The 24433-nt window shown below is 71.8% G+C and carries 24 protein-coding genes; 13 read left to right on the forward strand and 11 right to left on the reverse strand.

Features of this window, described 5'->3' with window-relative positions:
• Positions 1-124 precede the first annotated feature (124 nt).
• The gene (locus tag EV382_RS03315; protein WP_130400169.1) at positions 125-2242 is read left to right on the forward strand and encodes an acyltransferase family protein; all 2118 of its coding nucleotides are present in this window, start codon (positions 125-127) and stop codon (positions 2240-2242) included.
• Between the two features lie 239 nt (positions 2243-2481).
• Here the strand turns inward: EV382_RS03315 and EV382_RS03320 are convergent, their stop codons facing one another.
• Together EV382_RS03320 and EV382_RS03325 are read right to left on the reverse strand one after the other, a co-directional pair.
• Entirely contained in the window at positions 2482-3126 is a 645-nt protein-coding gene (locus EV382_RS03320; protein ID WP_130400170.1) for a hypothetical protein, read from the reverse strand.
• A 139-nt stretch (positions 3127-3265) separates the two neighbouring features.
• Positions 3266-3844, reverse strand: coding sequence for a TetR/AcrR family transcriptional regulator (locus EV382_RS03325; protein WP_130400171.1), 579 nt, complete (start codon positions 3842-3844; stop codon positions 3266-3268).
• A 112-nt stretch (positions 3845-3956) separates the two neighbouring features.
• Here EV382_RS03325 and EV382_RS03330 point away from each other — a divergent pair, with 112 nt between their 5' ends.
• Positions 3957-4676, forward strand: coding sequence for an MBL fold metallo-hydrolase (locus EV382_RS03330; RefSeq protein WP_130400172.1), 720 nt, complete (start codon positions 3957-3959; stop codon positions 4674-4676).
• A gap of 18 nt (positions 4677-4694) precedes the next feature.
• Here the strand turns inward: EV382_RS03330 and EV382_RS03335 are convergent, their stop codons facing one another.
• Entirely contained in the window at positions 4695-7208 is a 2514-nt protein-coding gene (locus tag EV382_RS03335) for a DEAD/DEAH box helicase (RefSeq protein ID WP_130400173.1), read from the reverse strand.
• A gap of 112 nt (positions 7209-7320) precedes the next feature.
• A complete protein-coding gene (trmB, locus tag EV382_RS03340; RefSeq protein ID WP_130400174.1) occupies positions 7321-8028 on the reverse strand; it encodes a tRNA (guanosine(46)-N7)-methyltransferase TrmB in 708 nt (235 codons plus the stop codon).
• Positions 8029-8158: 130 nt separating this feature from the next.
• Here trmB and EV382_RS03345 point away from each other — a divergent pair, with 130 nt between their 5' ends.
• The gene (locus tag EV382_RS03345; RefSeq protein WP_130400175.1) at positions 8159-8761 is read left to right on the forward strand and encodes a hypothetical protein; all 603 of its coding nucleotides are present in this window, start codon (positions 8159-8161) and stop codon (positions 8759-8761) included.
• Positions 8762-8768: 7 nt separating this feature from the next.
• Positions 8769-9572, forward strand: a complete 804-nt coding sequence (locus EV382_RS03350; protein ID WP_244236526.1) for a class F sortase — start codon at positions 8769-8771, stop codon at positions 9570-9572.
• A 117-nt stretch (positions 9573-9689) separates the two neighbouring features.
• Here EV382_RS03350 and EV382_RS03355 read toward each other — a convergent pair whose 3' ends face one another.
• From EV382_RS03355 to EV382_RS03365, 3 genes are read right to left on the reverse strand one after another with little or no spacing between them, the layout of a single operon-like run.
• The gene (locus EV382_RS03355; RefSeq protein WP_130400176.1) at positions 9690-10007 is read right to left on the reverse strand and encodes an antibiotic biosynthesis monooxygenase family protein; all 318 of its coding nucleotides are present in this window, start codon (positions 10005-10007) and stop codon (positions 9690-9692) included.
• 19 nt (positions 10008-10026) lie between these two features.
• A complete protein-coding gene (locus EV382_RS03360; RefSeq protein WP_130400177.1) occupies positions 10027-10824 on the reverse strand; it encodes an exodeoxyribonuclease III in 798 nt (265 codons plus the stop codon).
• A 37-nt stretch (positions 10825-10861) separates the two neighbouring features.
• Positions 10862-11782, reverse strand: a complete 921-nt coding sequence (locus EV382_RS03365) for a proteasome assembly chaperone family protein (RefSeq protein ID WP_130400178.1) — start codon at positions 11780-11782, stop codon at positions 10862-10864.
• A 441-nt stretch (positions 11783-12223) separates the two neighbouring features.
• On the opposite strand from EV382_RS03365, the gene EV382_RS03370 reads away from it, so the two are divergent.
• From EV382_RS03370 to EV382_RS03375, 3 genes are all read left to right on the forward strand, one after another.
• A complete protein-coding gene (locus tag EV382_RS03370) occupies positions 12224-13075 on the forward strand; it encodes a peptidase M23 (RefSeq protein ID WP_130400179.1) in 852 nt (283 codons plus the stop codon).
• A 106-nt stretch (positions 13076-13181) separates the two neighbouring features.
• Positions 13182-13328, forward strand: a complete 147-nt coding sequence (locus tag EV382_RS32550) for a hypothetical protein (RefSeq protein ID WP_165435705.1) — start codon at positions 13182-13184, stop codon at positions 13326-13328.
• A 49-nt stretch (positions 13329-13377) separates the two neighbouring features.
• Positions 13378-14133: an EcsC family protein gene (locus EV382_RS03375; RefSeq protein WP_130400180.1), complete on the forward strand. Its 756-nt coding sequence runs from the start codon at positions 13378-13380 to the stop codon at positions 14131-14133.
• Between the two features lie 37 nt (positions 14134-14170).
• On the opposite strand, the gene EV382_RS03380 is transcribed toward EV382_RS03375, so the two are convergent.
• Positions 14171-15022 (reverse strand): GDSL-type esterase/lipase family protein, encoded by an 852-nt coding sequence (locus tag EV382_RS03380; RefSeq protein ID WP_130400181.1) that lies wholly within the window; start codon positions 15020-15022, stop codon positions 14171-14173.
• Positions 15023-15208: 186 nt separating this feature from the next.
• Here EV382_RS03380 and EV382_RS03385 point away from each other — a divergent pair, with 186 nt between their 5' ends.
• From EV382_RS03385 to EV382_RS03405, 5 genes are all read left to right on the forward strand, one after another.
• Entirely contained in the window at positions 15209-15472 is a 264-nt protein-coding gene (locus EV382_RS03385) for a DUF6343 family protein (RefSeq protein ID WP_130400182.1), read from the forward strand.
• A gap of 12 nt (positions 15473-15484) precedes the next feature.
• Positions 15485-16900: an NADP-dependent succinic semialdehyde dehydrogenase gene (locus tag EV382_RS03390; RefSeq protein WP_130400183.1), complete on the forward strand. Its 1416-nt coding sequence runs from the start codon at positions 15485-15487 to the stop codon at positions 16898-16900.
• Between the two features lie 87 nt (positions 16901-16987).
• A complete protein-coding gene (locus tag EV382_RS03395) occupies positions 16988-17953 on the forward strand; it encodes a TIGR03885 family FMN-dependent LLM class oxidoreductase (protein ID WP_130400184.1) in 966 nt (321 codons plus the stop codon).
• 38 nt (positions 17954-17991) lie between these two features.
• On the forward strand, positions 17992-19563 hold the full coding sequence (locus EV382_RS03400; protein WP_130400185.1) for a Na+/H+ antiporter: 1572 nt from the start codon (positions 17992-17994) through the stop codon (positions 19561-19563).
• Positions 19560-19817, forward strand: a complete 258-nt coding sequence (locus tag EV382_RS03405) for a UBP-type zinc finger domain-containing protein (protein WP_130400186.1) — start codon at positions 19560-19562, stop codon at positions 19815-19817. The genes EV382_RS03400 and EV382_RS03405 overlap by 4 nt, the downstream gene beginning before the upstream one ends.
• Before the next feature lie 3 nt (positions 19818-19820).
• Here EV382_RS03405 and EV382_RS03410 read toward each other — a convergent pair whose 3' ends face one another.
• From EV382_RS03410 to EV382_RS03420, 3 genes are all read right to left on the reverse strand, one after another.
• Positions 19821-21065 carry an MFS transporter gene (locus EV382_RS03410; protein ID WP_279636436.1) on the reverse strand — a complete coding sequence of 415 codons (1245 nt, stop codon included), beginning with the start codon at positions 21063-21065 and terminating at the stop codon, positions 19821-19823.
• A gap of 193 nt (positions 21066-21258) precedes the next feature.
• Complete coding sequence (locus tag EV382_RS03415) at positions 21259-22509, reverse strand: HNH endonuclease signature motif containing protein (protein ID WP_130400187.1); 1251 nt, start codon at positions 22507-22509, stop codon at positions 21259-21261.
• 114 nt (positions 22510-22623) lie between these two features.
• Positions 22624-23538, reverse strand: a complete 915-nt coding sequence (locus EV382_RS03420; protein ID WP_130400188.1) for a hypothetical protein — start codon at positions 23536-23538, stop codon at positions 22624-22626.
• A 238-nt stretch (positions 23539-23776) separates the two neighbouring features.
• Between EV382_RS03420 and EV382_RS03425 the strand changes: the two genes are divergently transcribed.
• A complete protein-coding gene (locus EV382_RS03425; RefSeq protein ID WP_130400189.1) occupies positions 23777-24433 on the forward strand; it encodes an HAD family hydrolase in 657 nt (218 codons plus the stop codon).

Below are 24433 nucleotides of genomic sequence, written 5' to 3' on the forward strand. Positions count from 1 at the left end.
GGGGAGGTCACCACCTCCATGGCCTGCGGATTCCATCGGCAACCAGGCCAATACGGATCGTAACCACCCCTGCCTTCGCCCCGTTGTGTCAGCGACGCGAATTCGGCATGGGGTGGGAAAACGAATGACACGAACGGCCGTGCGACCGGAAGCCAATCCCCGGGCCGCGTTCCGAGGCGATGTGGAAGGGCTCCGGGCCCTCGCCGTCGTTCTGGTGCTCGTGGGACACGCCAGCCAGCAACTGGTGCCCGGTGGCTTCGTCGGCGTTGACGTCTTCTTCGTCATCTCCGGATTCCTGATCACCGGCCTGCTGGTGGCCGAGGTGAATCGCACCGGCCGCCTCTCGCTGATCGGCTTCTACGGCCGGCGTGCCAAGCGACTGCTTCCCGCCGCCGTCGTGGTCCTCCTCGCGACCCTGCTGCTCACGTTCGCCTTCCTGCCGCGCACCCGGTGGTCGTCCACCGGCTGGGACGTGGTGTTCAGCGGGCTGTACGCGATGAACTGGCGGCTCGCCGAACAGTCCGTCGACTACCTGGCGGCCAACCGCGCGCCCAGCATCCTGCAGCACTTCTGGTCCCTCGGCGTCGAGGAGCAGTTCTACCTGGTGTGGCCGCTGCTGCTGGCCGCCGCGGTGTGGTTCGGCCGGCGGCGCTACGCCCGCACCGGCTACCTGCTCTTCGCGCTCACGCTGGTCGCGGTGCCGTCCTTCGCCTGGTCCGTCTGGCTGACCGACGACAACCCCGCCCGCGCGTACTTCGTGACCACCACCCGGATGTGGGAGCTGGCGCTCGGTGGCTTCCTGGCCCTGCTCGCCGGACACCTCCAGCGTCTACCCCGACTGGTCGCGGCCGCGCTCGCCTGGTGCGGGCTCGTCGCGATCGTGGCGTCCGCCGCACTGCTGACGGAGAGTTCCGCGTTCCCCGGCTACCTGGCGCTGGCCCCCACCCTGGGCACCGCCGCGGTCATCGCCGGCGGCCTGGCCGCGGGCGGCTTCGGCCCGGACGTGCTGTTGGCGCTGCCGCCGGTACGCGCGGTGGGCGCGATCTCCTACTCGCTCTACCTCTGGCACTGGCCGCTCCTCGTCGTCGCCGAGGCCCGGTTCGGGGAACTCAGCACCGTCACCGGCCTCGCCGTTGCCGCGTTCGCCGTGGTGCCGGCCGCGCTCACCTACCGGTTCATCGAGAACCCGATCCGGATGTCGACGACGCTCACGTGGGAACCGGCGCGGGCACTACAGCTCGGCGCGCTCTGCACCGGAGTGTCCCTCCTGGCGGGGCTGGCCTTCCAGTTCACCGTTCCACCCACGAGCACGCCGATGCCACCCACCCTGGCCGTGCCGACGGTGGGCGGCACCGGGGTGCCCGTGGCGGCGGCGCCCACGGTTCTCGGCGCGGCCGCTCTGGGCGGCTCCCCGGCCAGCAGCGACGCCGGCGTCCCGGTGGACCGCGTCGGCTCGTTCGTGCCGGATCCGCTGGTGGCCAGCAAGGATGGTCCCGACGCGTGGCGGGACGGCTGCCATGCGGACCAGCGCAGCAGCGCGGCCAAGGCGTGCCAGTACGGGGACCCGAACGGATCGTTCACCGTGGCTCTCGCCGGGGACTCCCACGCCGCCCAGTGGCTGCCGGCGCTCCAGCGGGTAGCCGAGTCGAAGAAGTGGCGTCTGCGGAGCTACACGAAGTCGTCCTGCCCGTTCATCGACGGCGTCGTCGCCCTGGACAGCCGGCCGTACCCCAGTTGTACGGAGTGGAACGAGAAGCTCCGCGCGCAGCTGACCGGGGCGGAGCGACCCAACGTGCTGGTGGTGAGCAGCTCCTTCTACGTGATGATGGAAGACGGCGAGCGGGTCACCGGTCAGCCGCAGGCCGCCTTCGCGGAGGCGCTCCGGCGGACCTGGGCCGCGACGGTGGCAGCCGGGATTCCCGTGATCGTGCTGCGCGACACCCCCTACCACGACCGGGACATCGCGGAGTGTGTGTCCGAGAATCCGAAGAACCTGACCCGCTGCGCCTCGCCGCGCGACAAGGTCCTCGCGGGTGGCGGTGGCCCGGCCCACGAAACGGCCGCCCGGGACAACACCAAGGTGCACCTGGTGGACCTGAACTCGGCCATCTGCCCACGGGAGCGATGCGCGCCGGTGATCGGTGGCGCGCTCGTCTATCGCGACAACAACCACATCACCGCCACGTACGCCGCCACCCTCGCGCCCCGGTTGGCCACGGCGCTCGACCGCGTCCTCGGCTGAGGCGCACCGAGCGCACCGAGCGCACCGAGCGCACCGAGCGCTCCGCAGGCATCGCGCGCACTGCACGCTCCGCCGCCTTCGGCGGGACGGAGGCCGCGCACACCGGCGACATCGCCCAGGTCGCGGTGGGGCCCAGCTCCACCATGAGGCCACCGCCCGAGCGACGAGCCGGACCGGTTGACGGCGGCAGGTGCTCGGGCGGTGGCGGGGGTCAGGCGGCAGGTGTCAGGTGGTGCGGGTCAGGCGGCGTCTGACCAGATGGCGCGGAAGGCGGCGGCTTCGCCGGCCAACCAGCGTTCGATCTGGTCCGGCTTGGCGTCGGTGGGCATGTGATGGGCCTGGCCGCGGCGGACGTCGACCAGGACCGGCTCGGCGTGGGGGAGCACCGCGTCCATGTGTCGGGCCATCAGGTGCAGGGTGGCGAGCACCGACTCCTCGCTCGGTGGGGTCTCGTCGAAGTGCAGGCGGACGGCTTCGGCGCGACCGTCGGCGTGGCGTACCCCGAAGTGAGGGTTGATCTTGACGGGTAGGTCGCCCAGCATCGCCAGGGCGTCCCGGGTCTGGGCGAGATCGATGGCGGCCGGCTCGCCGAGGGAGTGCAGCCAGGCCGTGGCGCCGGGAACGAGCGCCTGGTAGAGCGGGCGCCAGCGGGGCTTGACCACATCGACCACCCCGGTCAGGTGGGTGCCGCCGGTGTGGAAGGCGATGTCGGCCTTGAGCGCCTTGACGAACTGGCCGTGCGGGTTGAAGCCGGAGCGGCTGGCCCGCTGCTTGCGAAGGCCGCCCACGAAGGTCGCCTTGGTGGGGCCGCTGCGGTCGACGTAGCGGGTGAAACCGAGCAGGGTGGCGTAGGGGGTGAGGGGCGTGGAGGCGGGCGCGGTCACGGGCGTCCTCCTGGATCGTAATCCTGCAGGTCAGGAACTCGATTAGTACATACATTCTAATCGACGGGTCTGACATTGCCCAGCGAAAGAAGCGGGTGCTGCGGTGGGTCGACCGGAGGCGGATGACGGCCGCTGCGGGTCAGTCGGCCCGGGGTGGTTCCGGGGCACGGAAGGCGGCGATCAGGCGGCTGATGCCGAACTCGAACGCCTCGTCGAGGTCGCCGCCGAGGTTGAAGGCGCCCGCGTGCTCCATGCTGACGAAGCCGTTGGCCCAGGCGGTGAACATCCGGGCGGCCTCCAGCGCGTGCTCGGGCCCGGCGAGGTCGGCGGCGACGCGCAGGGCGGGGGCGCTGGCCCGGCTGAGGGTGTCCAGGCTGGGCCGGGTCTCGATGTTGCCGTTGGCGAAGATCAGCTGATAGCCGGCCGGTTGGGCGTGGGCGAACGCGCGGAAGGTGCGGGCCAGCTCGCCGAGGTCGCGGCCCGGGTCGCCGCTGCTGGCGACGGCGCCGAGCTGCTCACCCAGGTCGTGGACGACGGCCTCGGTGACGAGCTGGATCAGGGCGTCGCGGTTGCGGACCCGCTTGTAGAGCGACGGAGCGCGCACGCCGACCCGCTCGGCGACCGCCTGCATGGTGAGGCGCGCGAGTCCTTCCGACTCCAGGATGCCGCGGGCGGCCTCGACGATGTCGGCCAGCGACGTTCGATCGGGGGTCGGCATACGAGCGCTCCTTCCGGGTAGGGCGACGGTCGTCACCATGATAGCTATAGCCTTTAGCCATCATGGCTATGTATCGTAGCCATCAGCATGTGACGTCATCTCGGAGGCACCCATGAAGCTCGGGCCACACCTGCACCGCATCGGCAACGACATCGTCGCCGTCTACCTGATCGAGACCGAGGAGGGGGTGACCGTCGTGGACGCCGGGCTCTCCGGTCTCTGGCCCGAGCTGGTGGCGGAGCTGTCCGCCATGGGCCGCTCACTCAGCGACATCCGAGGTCTCATCCTCACCCACGGCGACACCGACCACCTCGGCTTCGCCGAGCGGCTCCGGCGCGATCACGGTGTGCCGATCTACGTGCACGGCGCGGACGCCGCCCGCGCCCGCGGCGAGTTCAAGCCCAAGGCGTCCTTCGGGAAGATCAAGGTGGGCGCGACGGCGGGCTTCCTCTGGTACGCGGCCCGCAAGGGCGGACTGCGCACGACCTACCTCACCGAGGTGACCGACGTGACGGACGGTCAGGTGCTCGACCTGCCCGGTGCTCCGCGCGTGATCGGAATGCCCGGCCACTCGCCGGGCAGCATCGCCGTGCACGTGCCGGTCGCCGACGCCGTGTTCGTCGGGGACGCGCTCACCACCCGGCACGTGCTGACCGGCGTCCAGGGCCCGCAGCCGGCGCCGTTCACCGACGACCCGGCTCAGGCACTCGCCTCACTCGCCCGCATCGAAGACCTGCCGGTGACGTGGATCCTCCCCGGTCACGGCATCCCGTGGAACGCAGGCGTCCGCGAGGCGGTGCGCCAGATCAGGACGGTGGCCGAGGTGGGGTGAGTGGGGTGGGGCATCGCGTCAGAGCTGGCCGACGTCGGTGACCCGGACGACCGCCGCGCCGACCTCGTCCGAGGCGGCCAGGTCGACCTCGGCGCTGATGCCCCAGTCGTGGTCGCCGTCCGGGTCGTCGAAGATCTGCCGCACGGTCCACCGCTCCCGGCCCTGCTCGATCATGATCAGCGCCGGGCCCCGGGCGTCCGGCCCGACCCCGATCGAGTCGTACGCCTCGAAGTACGGCGTCAGCGCGTCAGCCCACGCGTCGTAGTCCCAGCCGTTCTCGGCGTCCAACTCGGCGAGCAGGTCCCAGCGGCGCAGCGCGGCCAGCTCGACCCGGCGGAACAGCGCGTTGCGCACCAGCACCCGGAACGCCCGCGCGTTGCGGGTCACCGCCGGTGGCTGGTCGGTCAGGGCGGCGTGCGCCTGGGCCACCTCGGCCACGTCGGACGGGTTGCGCAGCCGCTCCCACTCGTCGATGAGACTGGAGTCGACCTGGCGGACCAGCTCGCCCAACCACTCGATGAGGTCGATCAGCTCCTCGGTCTTGGCGTCCTCGGGCACGGTCTGGCGCAGCGTCTTGTACGCGTCGGCCAGGTAGCGCAGGACGAGACCCTCCGAGCGGGTCAGCCCGTAGAACTGCACGTACTCGGTGAAGGTCATGGCCCGCTCGTACATGTCGCGGACCACGGCCTTGGGGGAGAGCTGGTGGTCGGCGACCCACGGGTGCCCCTGCCGGTACATCTCGTACGCGGCCTCCAGCAGCTCGGCCAGAGGCTTCGGGTGGGTCACCTCGTCGAGCAGTTCGAGGCGCGCCTCGTACTCGATGCCCTCGGCCTTCATGGCGGCGACCGCCTCGCCGCGCGCCTTGAACTGCTGGGCGGAGAGGATCTGCCGGGGGTCGTCGAGGATCGACTCGATCACGCTGAGCACGTCGAGGGCGTACGACGGGGACTCGGCGTCGAGCAGCTCGATGGCGGCCAGCGCGAGCGGGGAGAGCGGCTGGTTGAGGGCGAAGTCGAGCTGGAGGTCGACGGTGAGCCGGATCCGCCGGCCGGTCTCGTCGGGCTCGGCCAGCTCCTCAACGACACCGCCGGCCCGCAGCGCCCGGTAGATGGCGATCGCCCGGCGGATGTGCCGGCGCTGCGCGGCGGGCTCCTCGTGGTTGTCGGTGAGTAGGTGCCGCATCGCGGTGAACGCGTCCCCGGGCCGGCCGATGACGTTGAGCAGCATCGAGTGGCTGACCTGGAAGCTGGACGTCAGCGGCTCCGGCTCGGCGTCGACGAGGCGGTCGAAGGTGGGCTGGCCCCAGCCGATCGAGCCCTCCGGCGGCTTCTTGCGGACCACCTTGCGCCGCTTCTTCGGGTCGTCGCCGGCCTTGGCGAGCGCCTTCTCGTTGTCGATGACGTGCTCCGGGGCCTGCACGACGACCCGGCCGATGGTGTCGTAGCCGGCCCGGCCGGCCCGCCCGGCGATCTGGTGGAACTCGCGGTTCTTCAGCAGCCGGGTGCGGACCCCGTCGTACTTGGACAGGCCGGTGAAGAGCACGGTGCGGATCGGCACGTTGATGCCGACGCCGAGGGTGTCGGTGCCGCAGATGACCTTGAGCAGGCCGGCCTGGGCGAGGGTCTCCACCAGCCGGCGGTACTTCGGCAGCATGCCGGCGTGGTGCACGCCGATGCCGTGGCGGACCAGCCGGGAGAGCGTCTTGCCGAAGCCGGCGGTGAACCGGAAACCACCGATCGCCTCGGCGATCATGTCCTTCTCGGCGCGGGTGCAGACGTTGACGCTGGTCAGCGCCTGGGCGCGTTCCAGCGCGGCGGCCTGGGTGAAGTGCACGACGTACACCGGGGCCTGCTTGGTCTCCAGCAGCTCCTCCAGTGTCTCGTGCAGCGGCGTCATCGCGTACGAGAAGATGAGCGGGACCGGCCGCTCCGCCGAGCGCACGACGGCGGTCGGCCGCCCGGTGCGGCGGGTCAGGTCGTCGACGAACCGGGTGGTGTCTCCCAGGGTGGCGGACATCAGGATGAACTGCGCCTGCGGCAGTTCGATGATCGGCACCTGCCACGCCCAACCCCGGTCGGGTTCGGCGTAGAAGTGGAACTCGTCCATGATCACCTGACCGACGTCGGCCTTCGCGCCCTCGCGCAGCGCCAGGTTCGCCAGGATCTCCGCGGTGCAGCAGATGATCGGGGCGTCGGCGTTGACGCTGGCGTCGCCGGTGAGCATGCCGACGTTCTCGGCACCGAAGACCTCGCAGAGTGCGAAGAACTTCTCCGACACCAGGGCCTTGATCGGGGCGGTGTAGAAGGTCGTCCGGCTGTCGGCGAGGGCCGCGAAGTGCGCGGCGATCGCCACCAGGCTCTTGCCTGAGCCGGTCGGGGTGTTCATGATCAGGTTGGCGCCGGAGACGATCTCGATGACCGCCTCCTCCTGATGGGGGTAGAGGTCGAGGCCGCGCTCCTTCGCCCAGCTGGCGAACGCGTCGAAGAGGGTGTCGGGGTCGGCGCTTGTCGGCAGCGCGGCGGTGAGCGTCATAGCCTGTCCATGGTGCCTGGATCATGCACCGATACGCCAACCCGGCCTCCACCGGACCCCGGTCCGGGCGCCCGGGAAGTGCCGCCCTGTGCCGGTTCGGGCGTTTCGCCGGTCACCGTCGGCGGTACAGCAGGTCGGCGACCGGCCGGCCGGCGGTGATCGCCCGCCGCTCGAACTTCGTCACCGGGCGGTGCGCCGGACGCGGCGCGAACCCGCCGTACGCATCCACCAGCTCCGGGTCCGCCTCCAGGGTCTCCCGCATCGCCTCGGCGTACTCGGCCCAGTCGGTCGCGCAGTGCAGCGTGCCGCCGGAGCGCAGCCGGGACCGCAGCAGCGCCACGTGCGTCGGCTGGATGATCCGTCGCTTGTGGTGACGCGACTTCGGCCACGGGTCCGGGAAGAAGACGTGCACGGCGTCCAACACGCCCTCGGGCAAGCCGCCGACCAGGGTCAACGCGTCGCCCTGCGCCACCCGTACGTTGCCCAGGCCACCACGGTGCACCAGGTCGAGCAGGTTGGCGATTCCCGGCGTGTGCACCTCGACCGCCAGATAATCTCGATCCGGGTCGGCGGCGGCCATCGCGGCGGTGGTGTCGCCCATGCCCGAGCCGATCTCCAGCACGACGGGTGCCCGGCGACCGAACAGGTCGGCCAGGTCGACCGGCACGACAGGTCCGTCCGGCACGTCCACGCCGTACACGGGCCAGAGCCGGCTCAGCGCGTCGGTCTGCCGGTCGCTCATCCGACCCCGACGGGGGTGGAACGTGCGGATCGTCCGGCTCGCGAGCGGGACGGCGGGGTCATGGTCGGTGGCGGTCACAGCGACCCGAGCCTACGCGACGCCGTCGGCGGATCGGATGTGATGTGCGACCGGAAATGAGAGGATCCATCTGGTACGGCAGGTCGGGTGTTCCGCTGCCCGACTCGGCCGCACGGCGTCGAGAGGGGGCATCGTGACCGTGACCCGCGGCGTCGTGACCCTGTCGCTGGTGACCGTGTTCGCCGGCCCCCTGCTGGCCGCCGCGCCCGCCCTCGCCGCTCCCGTGCCGGTCGCCTCGATGCTTGCCGCGCCCGCGCCGCAGCCTGGCGGGCCGCCCGGCGGTGCGCCGCAACCAGGGCCGTCGACGGACATCTTCGTCGAGGTGAGCCCCAGCACGGTGCAGCCCGGCTACCTGGTCGGCATCCGGGCCAGTTGCCGGGACAACTCGGTGGGCGCCACCGTGGTCTCCGACGCCTTCGGCGCGATCGGCGTGCAGCCGCAGCGCGGGGTGCTCACCGCCGCGCCGATGGTGCGCGAGCGCACCCGCCCCGGCAACTACCGGGTCAAGCTGGAGTGCCGCGACGGCGAGACCGCCTCGACCATGCTCCAGGTGGTCAAGAAGATCCCCGTCCACCCCAGCCGTGGTCCGGCCACCGGCTTCGGCGGGAGCGCCGGCGGGATGACCGGCAAACTGCTGCTGCCCGTCGGCGCGGCAGTGACCATCAGCGGGCTGGTCCTCGCCGTGGTGGCACTGCGCCGACCGCGCACCGCCCGTGGCACTGCGGGTCGGTGAGGCGGCCATGGTTTTCCGACCCCCACCGCCCTCCGCCCGCCCCCCGGCGTCCCGCCCGTCGGTCGCGGCCCACGTGTCGACCGACACCCGCCTGTCCACCGACGCTCGCCTGCCCGGAGGTGCCCGTCCGCCGGTCGACCCGTCGGTGGCGGCGCGTCCGCCGACCGCCGTCGCCCCCCGGCGTAGTCGGCCGCCCGGCCGCCGCCCCTGGTCCGTACCGTTGGCGGTGGTGTTGGTGTTGGTCGGGGTCTTCGCCACCGGGGCGGGGCTGGGCCGCTCGGTCGGCCCACTCGACTTCGCCCCGGCCGGCGGCGACCGGCCGGCCCGCAGCGAAACGGTCGGGTTGTCGGCCAGTCGGCCGGTGCGCCTGTCGGTGCCGGCGATCAAGGTGGCCGCGCCGGTGGCGCCCGTCGGGCAGGCGCGCGACGGCTCGATCGCCGTACCGCCGTTGGAGCGGCACAACGAGACCGGCTGGTACGACCGTGGGCCCACACCCGGCGAGCCCGGCCCGGCGGTGATCGTCGGGCACGTGGACACGAAGACCGGCCCGTCGGTCTTCTACGACCTGGGCAAGCTGCACCCCGGCGACCTGATCGAGGTGGCTCGGGCGGACGAGTCGGTGGTGGTGTTCCGGGTCGACACCGTCGAGCACTTCCCGAAGGACCAGCTGCCCGCCGAGCGGATCTACGGCCACGACGGGCCACCCGCGCTGCGGTTGATCACCTGCGGCGGGCAGTTCATCGGGGGCCGCACCGGCTACGCCGACAACGTCATCGCCTTCGCCACCATCGCGTCCACCCGCAAGCCCTGACACCGCGCCAGAGGGCTTGATCGACTCGGCTTCCTTGAAATCGGGGTGTCCCACTGACCCGGACGCCCCGATTTCCGTGAACCCGAGTGGATCAAGCGTGGGCGGCGCGGCAACCGGTCAGGGCTGGGGGACGTGCAGGGCCACCTCGAACTCCAGCAGGCTGGCACCGGTGGAGACCGGGGGACGGGGCTTCTCGCCGGGGGCGGTGGCGTGCGCGGCACGCGACGGGCCGGCGGCCCACGCCTGGAAGGCTTCTTCGCTCTCCCACTTCGTGTAGACGAAGTAGCGGGTCTCGCCGGCCACCGGGCGGAGCAGTTCGAAGCCGAGGAAACCGGGGGAGTTCTCCACCGCGCCGGCCCGGGCGGCGAAGCGCTTCTCCAACTCCGCGCCGCCACCGGGTGGGACGTCGATTGCGTTGATCTTCACGACTGCCATCTGCCCACCCTAGCCAGGCTCAGAACGTCTCGACGGCGGGCACCAGATCCGCGTCGACCACGATCGGCGCGTGGTCGGAGGGGCCCTTGCCCTTGCGGGCCTCGCGATCCACGTACGCGGCCCGGACCGCGCGGGCGAACGGCGCGGACGCGTACACCAGGTCGATTCTCATGCCCTTGTTCTGGTGGAACATGCCGGCCCGGTAGTCCCAGTAGGTGAAGGGGTGCGGGCCCTTCATCGGGGTGGGCACGACGTCGCTGAGGCCCAGGTCGCGCAGCGCCGCGAGGGCCGCCCGCTCGGCCGGGGTGACGTGGGTGGAGTGGGCGAAGACCGCCGGGTCCCAGACGTCGGCGTCGGTCGGGGCGACGTTGAAGTCGCCGCAGACCGCCAGCGGCAGCCCGCCGGTCAGCTCGGCGTCCAGCGCGTCGCGCAGCGCCGCGAACCAGGCCAACTTGTACGCGTAGTGCGGGTCGTCCGGCGTCCGGCCGTTGGGCACGTACACCGACCAGACCCGCACCCCGTCGCAGGTGGCGGAGATGGCCCGAGCCTCCGGCTCGGGAAAGCCGGGCTCGGCGGTGAACCCCACCCGGACGTCACTCAGCCCGACCCGGGACAGGATGGCGACCCCGTTCCACCGGCCGTCGCTGTGGCTGGCCACGGTGTAGCCCAGCTCGCCCACCTCGGTCACCGGGAAGGCGCCGTCCGGGCATTTGGTCTCCTGCAGGCAGACGACGTCCGGCCCGGTGTCGGCCAGCCAGGCCAGCAGCCGGGGTAGGCGGGCCTTCACCGAGTTGACGTTCCAGGTCGCCAGGCGCATGCCCCCAGCCTGCCGCATCCGCGCCCGTGACGCCGGGTCAGCTACCCGGGGTGTCGCCGGGACGGGTCTGTTCGGCCAGGAAGCGTTCCAGTTCCGCGCCGAGTTCGTCGGCCGTCGGCAGCGGGCCGGCGTCCGGGGCGAGCAGGCTCTTCTCGCCCCGACCTCGGGCGAACGCGTCGTACTGCTCCTCCAGGGCCTGGACCAGCGCCGCGGCGTCCTCGGTCTGTGCGACCTGTCGGTCGATCTCGACCCGGACCACCTCGGCGGCCGAGCGCAGCCCGTCGCCGGGCAGCAGCAGCCCGGTGCTGCGTGACACCGAGGTGAGCAGCACCTCGGCGGCGGCCGGGTACTCGGTCTGCGCCACGTAGTGCGGCACGTGGGCGGCGAAGCCCAACGCGTCGCGGCCCTGCTCGCCGAGGCGGAACTCCAGCAGGTGACCGACGCTACCGGGCACCTGGACGCGTTGCAGCCAGGGCTCGTAGCCGGCGATCAGCTCGGGGCGGGTGGCGTGCGCGGTCACCCCGGTCGGCCGGGTGTGTGGGACCGCCATCGGGATCGAGTTGAACCCCACGGTGAGCCGGACGTCCAGCCGGGCGGCGAGACCTGCGACGGCGGCCACGAAACGCTCCCACTGCAGGTCCGGTTCGGGGCCGGTGAGCAGCAGGAACGGGGTCTCGTCGTCGTCGTGCAGCAGGTGCAGCTCCAGCGTGGGTGCGTCGACGCTCTCCCAGTGGTCCTCGACGAAGGTCATCACCGGTCGTCGCGACCGGTAGTCGAAGAGCTGGTCGACGTCGAAGGTCGCGATCGGCCGACCCTCCAGCGAAGTGAGTAGCTGCTCACGCGCCAGTCGGCTGGCGTTTCCGGCGTCCACGAACCCGGTGAGGGCCTGGATCAGGACCGGCTGCCCGAGGTCGGGCAGATCGTCGGTGAGCTGGTAGAGCTCGTGTGGGTCGAGCACCGGTGCGGACCTCCCTGAAATGTGCCTGCGGAGTGCCGTCGCGACGGAGGGCACCCGTTCGGGCAACGTACCCGCCATCCTGGTGCATTCCTGCGCCGGGCGATCCGTTGGCCAGGGGATGGGCGTGACCGGACTAATCGGCTGTTTGTGTCACCAGGCCGGGCTTCTGTGCCACCAGGCCGCACCTCGTGACCGATCGGCCGAGGGGTGGTTCCGCCCAAAGGCCGAGTTTGTCGATCATGTCAGGCTCGGAGGTCGGATGCCCCGGCCTGCGCTGGTCCGTCCCGGTCCGCGTGCGCCGACAGCTTCATCCGGTACGCGAGGTACGTTCCCCGGGCGGGTCGCCCCGGCCGAGTCGTCCACCAGTGGCTCTGAAATCTGTGTCGAGCACCACGTGATCACCGTGTGTAATCAGAGTTGTGGCCTGCCTAGCCTCGGTTGATGCGTGACGACGGCACCCTCGACGACCCGTACGCCCCGAGCAGCCCCACCGCCGCGATGGAGGACGGCACCTCAACCGAACGGACAACCGCCGCGAGCCGGCTCCTGGCGTACGCCCGGGAGCTGACCGGTCGACGCCGGGCGCAGGTGGCCCTCGCTACCGGTGTGGTGTGCTGCCTCGGCTTGACCGCCGTCGTCCAGGTTCGCGACGGTGACGCCGATGCGGCGAAACGGGGCGGAACGCTCTCCAGTTCCGAGTTGGCGCAGCGCGCCGAGCAGCAGCGCGCCTCCCGTTCCCTCGACCGCACCGCTGCCCCGAGCACCTCGGCGGATGCCCCGTCCGCGGCCAACTCCGCCGACCCGGACACCACGGCCCGCAAGGCCGCACCGCCTCGCCCGACCAAGCCGGCCCCCGTCGCCGGGCTGGACGAGGACCAGATGGAGAACGCCGAGGCGATCGTCCGTACCGGCCGCAAGATGGGGGTGCCGCGCCGGGGTCTGGTGATCGCGGTGGCCACCGCCATGCAGGAGAGCAACCTCTACAACGTGGCCAGCGGGGTGCTGCCCGAGTCGCAGAACCATCCGCACCAGGGTGTCGGCTGGGACCACGACTCGGTCGGGCTGTTCCAGCAGCGTTCCAGTAGCGGCTGGGGGCCGGTGGGTCGGTTGATGGACCCCGAGTTCGCCACCCGACAGTTCCTCACCGCGCTGGAGCAGGTGCCCGGTTGGGAGCGGATGCGACTCACCGACGCCGCGCAGGCCGTGCAGGTCTCCGCGTACCCCGAGTACTACCAGCAGCACGAGTGGCGGGCCACCCGGGTCGTTGACGCCATCATGTCGGCGGGGCGGTAACCTACCGCCCACTATGGACGGTCGGGGTTGAGGCTGCCGCATCCCGGGTACATGTGTTGCGGGTTCGGGGTACACATGACCAAGGGATCGTCGACAGGAGGACGCCATGTCACTGATGCAGCGGATCACCACGTTCCTGAGATCACCGAAGGGGCAGCAGTTGGTCGAGCGAGGTCGTCGGGAGATGGCCAAGCCAGCCAACCAGCAGAAGCTGAAGGGGTTGGCGGCGCGGCTGTCCAACCGCCGCCGCTGACCGCGCCACCGGCCGCCCTGTCCACCGTTTCCACCCCTGGGGAGACCTGGTGACCGACACCCCGCCCACCGGCGGCCAGCCCGCCGCCCCTGCCCCGCAGCCGCCCGCCGACCTGCCGGCCGGGCCGGTGGACGCCCCCGAGGGGCCGCCCGCCCGGCTCTGGGACCGGATGCGGGACGACCCGCAGTACGCGCCGGAGCACCTTGCTCTGGAGGCGGTGCGTCGCCTCGGGCCGGAGGCCGTGCAGTGGGCCGGCCGGGCCCGCGCCGAGCAGCCCGGGATTTCCGCCGACGCCCTGGCCGACCAGGCGGCCCGTAAGTTCGTCAACCTGGCCCGGCTCTCCGGCGCGGTCTCCGGCGCGGCCGGGCTGCCCGGCGCCGTGATCGACGTGGGTGTGCTGGCCTGGACCCAGGCGCGGATGGTGCTGCACATCGCCGCCGCGTACGACGTCGACCCCCTGCACTCCGATCGGGCCACCGACCTGCTGGTGCTCCAGCGGGTCCACAAGGTCGCCGAGAGCGCCCGGCTGGCGCTCGGCGTGGCCGCCGGCCGCGAACGCGCCGACGCGCTCTTCGGCCTGGGCGGCCAGCGTCCGCTCGGGCGGGTGATGCTGCAACTCGGCATCCGACTGGCCCAGATGGCGGGTGTCCGGGCCGCCAAGCGGATGGTTGCCAAGATCGTCCCGGGTGCGGCCATCGTGCTCGGCACCTGGGCCAACTCGTCGGCCACAAAGGACCTCGCCCAGCGATCCCGGGCCCTCTACCGCTCCCGCGGCAGCGCAGTCCCGGAGCCGCGTCAGCCCTGACGTCCCGACCGGGTCACCTGACGGCCCGACCGGGTGATCAGTTGGCCAGGCCGGAGGAGTGCCAGGTCACCTCGGCGATGCGGCTCTGGCCGCTGGCGTTGGGGTGGAACCAGTCCAGTGGGTTGAGCAGGTCCAGGGTGAACCGGACCTTGTGCAACGCCCCGCCGTCGTGCCGGCAGCGTGCTCCGTACGCCCGGCAGGCCGCCTTCAACTCGGCGTTGTACGCGTCGATCCGCTCTCGGACGGCGGCCCGGCGTGCCCGGTCGGCGGGTGCGGTCGAGGTCGCGTCGGCCAGCAGGGCCGGGCAGATGCCTCGCCGCCACGCGCGGGTGGCCCGGGCGTCGTCGTGCCCGACCTCCCAGAGCCGGTACAGGTCGGGAATGCTCACCACCAGCACCCGGGCCTTCGGCCGGCCGGTCCGCAGGACCCGCAGCCCCCGGTCCACGTCGGCCCGGAACGCCGCCACCGGGGTCATCGCGTCCAGCCCGCCCCGGCAGACGTCGTTGGCGCCGATCAACACGGTGACATAGTCGGCGCGGTCGCGTACCGCCGCCTGGGCCTGACCGGCAAGAGCGTCCGCGCGGGCGCCGGGACGGGCGTGGTTGTACCTCCGGTCGCGGATCGCCGGATTCTGTTCGAGCAGCCGCCGGTAGTGGCTCTGCACCCGCAGCCCGTCCCCGGTCGACCAGGAGTTGCGCTCGCACGAGGTGAGCACCAGGCAGGAGGCGAAGCCGGTGCTGATCGAGTCGCCCAGGGCGGCGATGCCGCCGGGCCCGCTCGACGGTGGGGCGCTCGTGGTGGGGCGGGGTGTCGCGGAGTTGCCGCCCTCGCAGGCCAGCGCGACCAGCGCGGCGAGACAGGCCAGGGCGGCGACCCAGCGTCGAGGCATGACGTCTCCCGTTCCGGCAGCACAGAGCGACAGCTCGGTAACTCTATGCGTAGGACGTGGTTTGCCGGGAAGTTGCTGTCGGGTATGCGGCAGAGCGCCGACGCAGGAACCCTGGAAGTGCTATATGTCCCGCCGCGGTGCCGGCTGTGCTGGTTAACCCGGCCGATCAGGGGTAGGTCGGTAGGTATGACGAGATCGCAGCCCCGGCGCGCCCGTGGCACGGTCGGCCACGCGAACAGCGCGCTGAACCTCCGGCTCACCCTCGCCAGCTTCGGGCTGGTGATCATGGTGATCTTCGCGGTGCTGGCGTTCTGGGCCGGCATCGCCTGGCTCGGCGTACTCTGCGCGATCTTCGCTGTGGTCGCCGTGGTCGACCTGGTCGTGATCCAGCGCCGCCGCGCCGCCCGCCGCCGCGAGGAGCCGGGTGTACGACACTCGTTGTTCGAGTGACAGGAGGACGAGATGCCCCACATCGCCACCACCAACCCCGCCACCGGACAGGTGCTCAAGACCTACGAGGCGATGTCCACCGAGCAGCTCGACGGTGCCATCGAGCGCACCGACCTCGCGTACCAGCAACTGCGGGCGACGACGGTCGACCAGCGTGCCCGGTGGATGAACGCCGCGGCCGACCTGCTGGACGCCGAGCGCAACGAGATCGCCCGGATCATGACCACGGAGATGGGCAAGACGTACGTCGCGGCGCAGGCCGAGGTGATCAAGTGCGCCACGGCTGCCCGCTTCTACGCCGACAAGGCCCCCGCGTTCCTCGCCGACGAGCCGGCCGACGCCGCCGCCGTGAAGGCGACCAGGGCGTTCATCCGTTACCAGCCGATCGGTGTGGTGCTCGCGGTGATGCCGTGGAACTTCCCGCTCTGGCAGGTGATGCGCTTCGCCGCCCCGGCGCTGATGGCCGGCAACACCGGCCTGCTCAAGCACGCCTCCAACGTGCCGCAGACCGCGCTGCTGCTGGAGGACGTGTTCCGGCGGGCCGGCTTCCCCGAGGGGGCGTTCACCACCGTGCTGGTCGGCTCGGACGCTGTCGACCGCATCCTCAGCGACCCCCGGGTTCGCGCCGCGACGCTCACCGGCAGCGAGCCCGCCGGCCGGTCCATCGCTCAGATCGCCGGGCGGGAGCTGAAGAAGACAGTCCTCGAACTCGGCGGCAGCGACCCCTTCGTGGTGATGCCCTCGGCCGACGTGGACCGGGCCGCCGAGGTGGCCACCACCGCCCGCTGCCAGAACAACGGCCAGTCCTGCATCGCCGCGAAGCGGTTCATCGTGCACACCGACGTGTTCGACGCCTTCGCCGAGAAGTTCGCCGCCAACATGGCCGCGCTGCGCGTCGGTGACCCGATGGACCTGAACACCGACGTCGGGCCGCTGGCCAGCGAGCGGGGCCGCGACGAGGTGCACGCCCAGGTCCGCGACGCGGTCGACAACGGCGCCACGGTCCTCTGCGGCGGAGAGCTGCCCGGCGGTGACGGGTGGTTCTACCCGCCGACAGTGGTCACCGACCTCACCCCGCAGATGCGGATGTGGTCCGAAGAGGTGTTCGGCCCGGTCGCAGGCCTGTTCCGGGTGTCGTCGTACGAGGAGGCGATCGAGGTCGCCAACGGCACCAACTTCGGGCTCGGCTCGAACGCCTGGACCCGGGACCCGGCCGAGCAGGAGCGCTTCGCCACCGACCTGGACGCCGGCAACGTCTTCATCAACGGGATGACCACCTCCTACCCGGAGCTGCCGTTCGGTGGTGTGAAGAACTCCGGTTACGGGCGGGAGTTGTCGGCGCTGGGCATGCGGGAGTTCTGCAACACCAAGACGGTCTGGGTGGGCGAGGGCGCCGCCTCGGCCGGCGCTGGCGCGCACGCCGAGTAGTTCGGGGCGTGGGGTAGTTCGGGGCGTGGGGCAGTTCGGGGCGCGGGCACGCATCAGCCGGCGCCGTCGTGGGTAGGAAGTGCGCCCATGACGTCGTTCGGGTTTCACGCCTCGCATGAGCAGATCGGTCCGCGCGCCCTGTTGGAGGCGGTGATGCACGCCGAGCGGGCCGGCTTCGACGCCGCCATGTGCTCCGACCACTTCTCCCCGTGGAGCGCCCGGCAGGGCGAATCCGGCTTCGCCTGGTCCTGGCTGGGCTCGGCGTTGCAGGCCACCGGCCTGCCGTTCGGCGTGGTCAACGCGCCCGGACAGCGCTACCACCCGGCGATCATCGCGCAGGCGATCGGCACCCTCGGCGCGATGTACCCGGGCCGGTTCTGGGCGGCCCTGGGCACCGGCGAGGCCAGCAACGAGCACATCACCGGCGACCCGTGGCCGCGCAAGGACGTCCGCGCCGCCCGGCTGCGCGAGTGCGTGGACGTGATCCGGGCCCTGCTGGCCGGCGAGGAGGTCAGCCACGACGGCCTGGTCACGGTGGACCGCGCCCGGCTGTGGACCCGCCCCGAGCAGCCACCCGCGCTGGTCGGCGCCGCCGTCAGCGTCGCCACCGCCCGCTGGTGCGCCGAATGGGCGGACGGGCTGATCACCGTGAACGCCCCGGTGGCCCACCTGCGCGAGATGATCGACACGTACCGGGACGCGGGCGGGCGTGGGCCGCTGCACCTACAGGTGCACGTCTCCTGGGCGCCGGAGCAGACGCAGGCCGAGGCGCTCGCGTACGACCAGTGGCGCAGCAACATCTTCGCCCCGCCGGTCTGCTGGGACCTGGAGACCGTCGAACACTTCGACGTGGTCTCCGCCGACGTGCCAACGCAGCGGGTCGCCGACGTGGTGAACATCTCGGCGGACCTGGGCCGGCACGTCGGCTGGCTGGAGGAGTACGTGCAACTCGGCTTCGACCAGATCGCCCTGCACCACGTCGGGCAGGAGCAGCGCGGCTTCATCGACGCGTTCGGCGCGGAGGTGCTGCCCAAGCTGCGCCCGGGCGGCTGATCAAGGCCGGACACGGCGTACCCCTAGGCTCGTACCCCATGGAAAGCCTGTTTCCGGTCGTCGTCTTCCTGGCGATCGCCACCCTGGGTGCCGCGTTGGCCCGCCGGCTCGGTCTGCTCGCGCCGATCGTGCTCGTGGTCCTCGGCCTGGCGCTCTCGTTCGTTCCGGGCTTCCCGCAGGTGGAGCTCGACCCGGAGTTGGTGTTGGTCGGCATCCTGCCGCCGCTGCTCTATGTGGCGGCGCTGGAGACCTCGGTACCGGCGTTCAAGAACAACATCCGGCCGATCCTGCTGCTCGCGGTCGGCCTGGTGTTGTTCACCGCGTTCGTGGTCGGGTTGGTGCTGCACCTGCTGATGCCGCAACTGCCGTTCGCGATCTGTCTGGCCCTCGGCGCGGTGGTCGCCCCACCGGACGCCGTCGCCGCCACGGCCGTCGCCCGCCGGGTCGGGCTGCCGCGGCGGGTCGTCACGATCCTGGAGGGCGAGAGCCTGGTCAACGACGCGACCGCGCTGGTGCTGCTGCGGGTCGCGACGCTCGCGACGGTCGGCCAGGCGATCGACGGCGCCGACATCGCCGTCGAGGTGCTGCGCTCCACCGGCGGCGGCATCCTGATCGGGGCGCTCGGGGCGATGGTGTTCGGCTTCCTGCACAAGCGGATCACCGACCCGCTGCTGGACAACGCGCTCTCGCTGATCATCCCGTTCGCGGTGGTGTTCACCGCCGAACACCTGCACGCCTCCGGTGTGGTCGCGGTGGTCGTCACCGGTCTGGTCCTCGGGCACAAGCTGCCCCACCTGCTGTCCGCGGCGTCCCGACTGCAGACCGGCGCGTTCTGGCGGCTGGTCCGTTTCCTGCTGGAAGGCCTGGTCTTCCTGCTGGTCGGGCTCCAACTGCGGGAGGTGCTGCGCGAACTCGACGAGCCGATCGGTTCGCTCATCCTGATCACCTTCGCGGTGCTCGCCACCGTCTTCCTGACCCGCTTCATCTGGCTCTTCCCGGCCACCTACCTGGCCCGGCTGGTCCCCCAGGTCCGTCGCCGTGACCCCCGACCGTCACCGAAGTTCCCGATCATCATCGGTTGGGCCGGCATGCGGGGAGTGGTCACCCTGGCCGCCGCGCTGGCCCTGCCACTGGCCCTGGCCGACGACGAGGCGTACCCCCGGCCGTTGTTCATCTGGTTGGCCTTCGCCGTGATCGTTTTCACCCTGGTCGGCCAGGGCGCCACCCTGCCGCTGGTCGCCCGCCGGCTGAAACTGCCGCAGGACGACCCGGTGCAGGACGCGCTCTCCGCGGCCGCGGTGCAGCAGCAGGCCAGCAAGGCCGCCCAGGACCGCCTCGACGAACTGGCCGACAGCGCCCCGGAGGCGGTGGTGGCCCGACTGCGCCGAGCGGTCGACGACCGGACCAACATGGCCTGGGAACGACTCGGCGGCGACGAGCGGGAGACCCCGTCACAGGCGTACGGTCGGCTGCGACAGGAGATGATCGACGTCGAGCGGGACGTGTTCCGGGCTGCCCGGGACTCCGGTCGGATCCCTGAGGAGGTTCTGGTGCGGGCCTACCGTGACCTGGACCTGGAAGAGTCATTGCTGCGAGAGGTAGAGAAGTGAGCTGTCAGCACCTGACCGAGGCCGGCACCGCGGAGCCGCGCACCCCCGACCAGTGCGCGGACTGCGTCGCCACCGGCGACACCTACTGGGTGCACCTGCGCACCTGCCTGAGCTGCGGGCAGGTCGGCTGCTGTGACTCGTCACCGAACCAGCACGCGAGCAAGCACTTCGCGTCCACCGGCCACCCGGTGATCCGCTCCGCCCAGCCGGGCGAGGCCTGGCGCTGGTGCTTCGTCGACGAGGAGATCGGCTGACGGTCAGCCCAGGTGTGGTGACCGGCTGCCCAGGGCGCGTCGGGTGAGTGGCGGCACGGCGAGGCCGGTGAGTGCGAACAGCCCCGCCAGCGCGAGCCAGCCGATCGGGCCGCCGTCGATGATCAACCAGGTCAGCAGAGCGGGGCCGGCCGCGCGGACCAGCCCGGCGAGCAGTCCGTCGACCCCCTGGTAGGCGCCGAGGGCGTCCGGGGCGGCGAGGTCGTAGGCCAGCGCCGCCCCGGCCCCGGCGTGCCAGAGGTCGCCCATGGTGTAGATCACCGTTGCGCCCAGCAACAGGCCGATCGCCGCCGTGGTGGGCACAACCGCACTCGCGGCCCAGAGCAGCATCCCGGCCGCGAGCACCAGCCCCGCCCGGCGCATCGTGGTCGCCGCCGGCAGCGCGTGCCTGGCGCTCCCGCTGAGCCGTACGGCGAGCAGCACGGTGAGTAACGTGTTGACCAGCAGGAGGGCGGAGACCGTCACCGGCGGCGCATCGGTGTGCGCCACCACCCACAGCGGCAGCACCAGCGTCAACGCCACGTGGTGTACGGAGAGCACCGCCGACGCTCCGGCGACCGCGAGGAACGGCCCGTCGCGTAGCGCCCGGCCGGGTCCCTGCCGCTGGGGCCGCCGGGACGGCGGGTACGCCGGGAGCCGCATGATCAGCGCCGCTGAGACCAGGTAGGTGGCGACGTTGCCGAGCACCAGTAGCCGGTACGCCCACCCCGTGTCCGCCACCAGCGCGAACGCGGCGAGCCCCGCGCCGAGCGCCACGCCCAGGTTGGCCACCGCGCGCAGGGTGGCGAAGGCGTGCACCCGGCCCTCGGGCCCGCCCACAGCGGCGACCAGCGCGCCCCGGACCGCCAGGTTGCCGCAGATCAGCAGAGCGTCCAGTGTGGCCACCAGCAGAAAGACCGGGAAAGAGTCGACCAGTAGGTAGGTGGCGGCGACGGCGGCCTGGGCCAGTTGCAGGACGGCACGCAGGCTCCGGGGGTCACGTCGGTCGGCGAGCCCGCCGAGCGGCACGCTGGCAGTGAGCCCGACCAGGCCGGCGAGAGTGAGCCCGAGCCCCACCTGGGTCGGGGTCAGACCCACCGCACGGGTGAGGAAGAGCGCCGCACCCGTCACCCAGAGGCCGGTGCCGACCGTGTTGGCGAGGGTGGCCAGCGACAGGGTGCGCAACCGACCGGGCGGCGGTAGTGGCGACAGCGACCGCCAACGGCCGCGAACCTCTGCCGTGTTGCCCACGCCTCGACCGTAGGGCCGACGGATGCTCGCGGATGTCCTGACGGGTGCGGCATCCGTCACAGCCCGCCCCCAGGTCGTTTGTCGGCTGTGAACCGAAGGCGGGTTGCGGCTTGTTCGGGGCCTCCGGTTTGTTCGGGGCCTTCGATTTGTTCGGCGACGTCGGCTTTGTTGCTGGAGTCGGACCGGTGTTGGTTCACGTCCGCCGGTGGTAGTGGTTGCGGCGGGGGAGCTGGTCGGGGTCGAGCCAGGCGGGTGGGATGAACTCGGGGTGGCTGTCCCGGCCGAGTCGGACGGCCCAGTCGCTGTGGTGGAGGTGTCGGTGGTGGTGGCCGCAGAGCAGGACGGCGTTGTTGAGGCTGGTGGTGCCGCCGTTGGCCCAGTGGTGGATGTGGTGGGCGTCGCACCAGCGGGGTGGTCGGTCGCAGCCGGGGAAGGCGCAACCCTTGTCGCGGAGCACCAGGGCGCGGCGTAGTGGGCCGGTGATGAGGCGGCGTTGTCGGCCGACGTCGAGTGGTTGGCCGGCACCGCTGAGGATGGTGGGGAGGATGGCGGCGTCGCAGGCGAGGCGGCGCACCGTCTCGGCGCTGAGGTGCTGGCCGACGTCGAGAGCGCCGCTGCCCAACTGTCGGGTCAACCCGTCGAAGCTGGTGGTGACGACGATTTGGGCGGGGTCGCCGCCGTTCTCGGGCAGCTCGCCGGTGCGTAGGGCGAGCCGGCACACGTCGGTGAGGGCGTCGTGGCGGCGTTGTCCGGGGGTGCGGGTGTCGTCGGGCCCGGTGGGTGCGCTGAGCGGGTCGATGGCGGCGCGGAGCGCGGCGGCCGTTTCGGTGTCGAGGATGCCGGTGAGGCGTAGCCGGCCGTCAGGCTGCTCGCTGATGGTGACGTGCCGGTCGCGGCCGGTGCGTGACTCTTGGGCTCGTAGCGCGGCTTCGGCGGCGGCGTCGGCGACCTCCGGGGCGACGTGGTCGAGGATGCGGGTGCCGAGCTTGCGTAGCTGGGTGGCGTCGAACTGTGTCGCCCAGTCGACGAGGACGCCGACGGCCTTGTCGGCGGCCTGCGTGCCGGCGGTGCCGTGGACGGTCTGGACCGTGTCGGCGATGACCCGGACCTGGTCCGCGTCGGCCGATCCAGCGGCCAACGCGTCCCGCACTCCGGCGGGGGCGGCGTCGAGGGTGGCGGCCAGCTCGACCAGACGGCGGGCGGCACCGACCGGGAGGCGAAGCCGGTCCCGCAGCCAGACCGCCGTGGAGGACGCGCCCTGTGCGGTGGCGGTGCCTCGGCCGTCCAGCTCCCGGACGAGAGCCAACTTGACCGCGGCCAGGCGTTGCTCGAGCCGGTGCGCGGCATCGAGCGCTGCGACGAGGTCAGGCTCTGGAAGAGACCACACCGACGCGTCGAGGCAGTCGACGATTGCCGCCTCCGCCTGCGTCAACTCCTCCAACATGGACTGAGAATAGAACAGGTGTACGACACTCTTGGTTCCTTGGCGGGCCAGCCTGGCTGCGTCGGCCGGCGGCAGTGGGCGGCTGTGCGGAAGGTGCTCTTCGCCGAGCCCGGTTCAGTGGCTGGTGGCGTCGACGAGGCGTTCGGTGGCGAGGCAGGAGACGAGGCAGCGTTCCTTGGCGTCGCCGGTCAGCCGGGCGGTCCAGTCGGTGAGGCCGCCATCACCGATCTCCAGGTCGCCGCCGAGGAGGCTGATCCGTAGGGCGCAACCGGTGTAGTAGCCGCGACCGCGCGTGCGCTCCGGCTCGTCCACGAGCGGCACCGCACCCCCGGCGAGCGCCGGTCGGACGGTGTCGGCTAGCCGTTCTCGGACGACCTGGTCGCCGAAGTGGGTCACGTGCAACTGCGGGACGGCCGCCGGGGCCAGCTCGGCGAGGACGGTCCGCCAGTAGCTGAGGTGCCGGACCAGCAGCCGGGCCTCGGTCCCTCCCGAGCCGGTGCCCCGGGCGCTGGACACCAGGGCGAAGAGCCGGAAGTGCGCCGACGCGGCACTGCCGAAGTCCTGCGCCCGCAGTACCCGGTGGGCGGCGGCCAGGTGCACCTCGCTCTGTCGACGGCGACGCACTGCCGCCTCGATGGCGAGGGCGTTGGTGGGATCGCTCAGCACCTCGCTGGCGCGCATCGTGGTGACGACCCTGTTCTGGCTGACCGGTGCGACCGCCGAGCAGGTGCCGACCGGTACGACCGGCGACAGCTCCACTCCGGCGACGTCGGTCGGCAGCAGCTCCCACATCCGGGCCTCCACCCGAGCGAGCACGCGCGGGTCCGTGCGGGCCGGGCGAACGAAGCGGTCCTCGCGCCAGCGGCGTACCACCTCGGACGGGCGCGCGGTCGACGCCCGGTCGCGGGCCACGGTCAGCAGCAGACTGCGCAGGTCCGCACCGGACAGTCCGGCCAGTGTGCTCCGCGTTCCCGCCGGCATCGCCGCCCACACCCGACGCTCCGCATCCGCCAGTTCGTCGCCATCCATGGGCCTCACCATGGCTGACGCCGCACTGCCGCTCCACCGGTTTTGCTGCCAGTCCGGTGATTCGTCCACGTCATCAGCTCGACAGCGCCGCCATGAGGGACGCCGACCCCCGGCGACCCCATTTAGGCTCCAGCGACACCGCGACCGCACGACAGCGACCGCACGACAGCGACCGCACGACAGCGACCGCACGACAGCGACCGCACGACAGCGACCGCGACGAGGAACGGGGACAGACATGATCAGCACGGTCTTCTTCGATGTTGGCGGCACCATTCTCGACGAGTCCCGCGAGTTCGCCGACTGGGCCGACTGGCTCGACGTGCCCCGGCACACGTTCTCGGCGGTCTTCGGCGCGGTGATCGCCAGGGGTCTGGACTATCAGGAGGCGTTCCGGGTCTTCCGGCCCGACTTCGATCTCGCCACGGAGTTGGCCCGTCGGGAGGCCGCCGGCCGGACGGAGTCGTTCGGCGAGGAAGACCTGTACCCGGACGCGCGTGAGTGCCTGGCGTCCTTGAAGGACCAGGGCCTGTTCGTCGGCCTGGCCGGCAACCAGCCGGCTCACGCGGAGGCGACCCTGCGCGAACTCGACCTTCCCGTGGACGTGATCGGCACGTCGCACGGGTGGGGCGTGGCGAAGCCGGCACCGGCGTTCTTCGCGCGGGTCGTCGACGCGGGTGGCGGTGTCGCGTCGACGATCCTGTACGTCGGCGACCGACCCGACAACGACGTGCGCCCGGCCCTGGAGGCCGGCATGAAGACGTGCCTGATCCGGCGGGGCCCGTGGGGGCACATCCTCGACCCCGCCACCGTGGCCGAGCGGTGCCTGTTCCGGATCGACTCGCTGGACGAACTTCCCGGTCTGGTCGCGAAGCACAACGCGGCCGGCGGTTGA

Origin of the sequence: Micromonospora violae (assembly GCF_004217135.1) — a bacterium.
Taxonomy (GTDB): domain Bacteria; phylum Actinomycetota; class Actinomycetes; order Mycobacteriales; family Micromonosporaceae; genus Micromonospora; species Micromonospora violae.